Below are 4,025 nucleotides of genomic sequence, written 5' to 3' on the forward strand. Positions count from 1 at the left end.
GATTGGCTATTTACCTCAGGAAGCTTCTATTTTTAGAAAACTAACCATTTCGGAAAATATTATGGCGATTCTGGAAACCCGTAAGGAGTTAAGCAAAGCTCAGCGTCAACAACGTTTAGCCGAATTACTAGCAGACTTTAAAATTACCCATATTAAAGATTCATTGGGTATGAGTGTTTCGGGTGGTGAACGTCGTCGTGCTGAAATTGCCCGTGCGTTGGCAGCTGACCCTAAATTCATGTTATTGGATGAACCTTTTGCCGGGGTTGACCCGATTTCCGTGGGTGATATTAAAGATATTATTACGACGCTGAAAGATCGTGGAATTGGAGTATTGATTACCGATCACAACGTTCGTGAAACTTTGGCCATCTGTGAACATGCCTATATTGTCAGCGAAGGTTCAGTTATTGCTGAAGGCACGGCACAAGAAATTCTGGCCAATGAAACGGTACGTAAAGTTTATCTGGGTGATGACTTTACTGTATAGAAAATTTTCATTATCAGAAAAACCCGCATTAAGACTTTAGTCGTCAAATGCGGGTTTTTTTACTTAACTTAAGACGAAAAAGCTATCTTTTTGTATGATTTGATATATTGTTAGGCTAAAACACGAAACATTCATTATTATGCAATTTAGGGTGCAGCACTTAAAAAATGTTCAGGAGATAATAGATAAAAATAAGGGAATATGGGTCATTCTTCTTTTACCTTTATCTGTGCCATTCGTACATGCAGAAAATTCACAGAATTATTTTAATAATATTAAAAGTGGATTAGGAAAACTGATTGCACCAGAGCCAACGCGATCAGCGCAGACGATTGATATTAGCTCACTTAGTCAGTACTCACTGGATACCTCAAAGGTGGCTGAACTGCCGCAGATTAGTCGGCCGCAGCAGGCACAATCTTCAATTCGACCTATAAATGCTGGTATTCCTGCAAAAATGAGTCTGATTGAGGCGGTTCATACTGCAGTTCAGCGTCGTCCGGAAATTGCCCAGAGTATTTCGTCTTTATCTGCACAGGCCGCCAATATTGATGTGGCCAAAGCAGCCTATTATCCGCAGTTATCTGGCGGTGTAGGTACCGGAGATTTGACCTCAGGTGAACGTGGACGTCAGGTGGTTTCTCTGAATGCAACCCAGATGCTATATGACTTTGGCAAGATTAGAACCAATGTCAGTGTTGAAGAGGCGAGACTGGCAGAAGAACAGGCAAGAGTATTGGTGAGTCTGGATCAGGTGGCACTGGAAGTAGCTGATGCCATCGTCAATATTAAACGCTATCAGGAAATTACCAAGATTGCCGAACAGCAGATTCAAGGCATTGCACGAATTGCAGAAATTGCCAATTTACGTGCTCGCGCCGGAATTAGCACACAGGCCGATCCGGTTCAGGCGCAGTCCAATCTGGAAGCTGCACAATCTAACCTGATCGTGCAACAAACCCAGTTAAGAAAATATCAGCAACGTTTGCGAACTTTATTGGGATTTGATGTCTCTGCAATTCAATGGGAAATTCCAGATCGTATCGTGACTCAAGCTGATCTTTATCAGGATCCCGAATTTACCCAGGTTCCAAGCATGATCTTGGCACATTCAGGAGTAGATGTAGCCCGATTGCGAAAAGATCAGGCACGTTTAAGCCGTTATCCGACCATTAATCTGAAAGGTAGCTTAAGTCAGGCAGTTAATGGTCGAAATCCGAATAATAATGAAGATGATGGCTTTTATAATTCTATTATGATTGAAGCCAGCAGTAATTTTTATCAGGGGGTGCTGTTCAGTCTCAGGCACGTGCTGCCAGTTATGCCGAAGAAGCTGCACGCGCACAGGTCAATACTGTCTATCTGGATGTGCTGGATCAGGTTCGCTTAATCCGGGAACAGATTGAAAATAAACAAAGACAAATGAATGTCCTGGCTCAGCGCCGTGAAACCACGGTACGAACCAAAGAACTATATCAAGAACAATATAAATTGGGCACACCGACTGTAGTGGATTTATTGAATGCAGAACAGGCGATTCACAGCGCAGCACAGGAAATTGAATCAGCGCGCTATGACATCTATTCGGCGATTGTGCAATACATTCAGGTAACAGGCCGTACACGGGATATTTACGCGCTTAACCGTATTTCCATTCAAGGGTTTGAAGTTCAGCCATGAGTACTACAATAAATTGTCAGCCGTGGCTTCAGGCAGTTTTGAATATTGCCAAGCATTATCGGATCGAACCATCTGAGGAGCGGATTCGTCTTCAACTGGACTGGAACCAGCATCATGACATTGATGAAATGCTCAAGATTGTTAGCCGTCAGATGGGATTAAATGTCCGCAAAAATAAATTCGATAGCAGTTTGCTGAATCCCTGGCGTTTGCCCTTATTGGTTGAATTTGATAGCGGAGATGTTGGTGTTATTGAACGTATCGACACACAAGGCAATGTTAGCGTACAACTGAGTGGTGATGCTGGCTTATCGCAAAGTTTTACCATCGAGCAGTTAGAGGCTGGTGCGAAGCATGTTTATATCCTGCGACCAGAGTCTTCTGTACCGGATGCACGTGTCGATGAATATATCAAGCCCTTTGAGAAAAACTGGTTCTGGTCAATTGTTTTAAAAGACTGGAAACGCTATATCGATGTAATGTTTGCCTCTTTAATCGCCAATATTTTGGCTTTAGCGACGATTGTATTCTCGATGAACGTTTATGACCGTGTCATTCCTTCACAATCGATTCCTACTTTGTGGGTGTTGGCCGGTGGTGTACTGATTGCGGCTATTTTCGAATTTGTATTACGGGTATCCCGTATTTATCTTTCAGACATTATTGGTAAACGGGCTGACCTGAAAATTTCTGACCGGGTATTTGGTCATTCCTTAAGAATTAAAAATAGTGAGCGTTCCAAATCGACCGGAACGTTTATTTCACAGATTCGTGAACTCGAAGGTGTGCGTGAACTGGTCACTTCCACTACCGTGACGGCAATTGCAGATTTACCATTCTTCTTCCTGTTCCTGGGAATCTTCTGGATTATTGGCGGCAACCTGTTCTGGGTCATGCTACTGGTAGTACCACTCATGATTCTTCCGGGAATTCTGGCGCAGAAAAAACTGGCCAAGTTGGCACAGTTAGGAATGCGTGAATCTGCAATCCGTAATGCTTTATTAGTGGAAGCCGTACAAGGGATTGAAGATATCAAGCTGTTAAGAGCTGAAACCCGCTTCCAGAACCAATGGAATCATATGAATGAAGTCTCTGCTGATGTCAGTATGCAACAACGTAAAATTGTTGGCTTAATGACAGCATGGACCCAAAAAATTCAGGGACTCACCTTTGCCATTGTGGTCTTGGTTGGTGCATTTGCGGTGATGGATGGTGAGATGACCACGGGTGCTTTAGTTGCCTGTTCGATTTTATCATCACGGATGCTGGCACCCATTTCACAAATCACTGGTGTCTTGGGGCGTTTACAACAAGCCAAAGTTGCTAAAGGCGGTCTGGATGAATTGATGAAAAAACCGGTGGATCAACCGGACTATTCACATCTGATTCACCGTCCTGTATTGGATGGTCATTATGACCTGAGTGGCGTGGTATTCAAATACGGCGATGATGATCCCAAACCGAGTCTGGTCATTCCAAAACTGGAAATTAAGCCAGGTGAAAAAATTGCAATTCTGGGCCGTAACGGTGCAGGTAAATCGACGCTGTTACAACTGTTGTCGGGCATGCAAACCCCAGCACAGGGTAAGGTCAGACTGGATGGTATTGATCTGACTCTGATCGATCCTTCAGATGTACGCCGTGATATGGGCCTGCTCAATCAGAATTCACAACTCTTTTACGGTAGTATTCGTGAAAACCTGACTTTGGGTGCACCGCTCGCTACGGATCAACAGATTCTGGAAGCCTTACAAATCACTGGTGCACTTAACTTTGTTCAAGAGAAAAAAGAAGGTCTGGATCATATCATTCTGGAAGGTGGAGTGGGCTTCTCGGGTGGACAGCGTCAAGCCTT

2 protein-coding genes and 1 pseudogene are annotated in these 4,025 nt (G+C 43.6%); all 3 read left to right on the plus strand.

The genetic code is table 11. The annotated features are described in order from the left end of the window. Positions 1–490 (plus strand): LPS export ABC transporter ATP-binding protein (gene lptB / locus B4J23_RS12365; protein WP_291360990.1); only part of this gene is annotated, 490 nt, incomplete at its 5' end. 139 nt (positions 491–629) lie between these two features. Continuing rightward, a pseudogene (locus B4J23_RS12370) lies at positions 630–2,170 on the plus strand (TolC family outer membrane protein). After that, on the plus strand, positions 2,167–4,025 hold a 1,859-nt coding region (locus B4J23_RS12375; protein WP_291360992.1), incomplete at its 3' end, for a type I secretion system permease/ATPase. The pseudogene B4J23_RS12370 and the gene B4J23_RS12375, both read left to right, overlap by 4 nt.

The organism is Acinetobacter sp. UBA3025, assembly GCF_002367915.1.
GTDB lineage: Bacteria > Pseudomonadota > Gammaproteobacteria > Pseudomonadales > Moraxellaceae > Acinetobacter.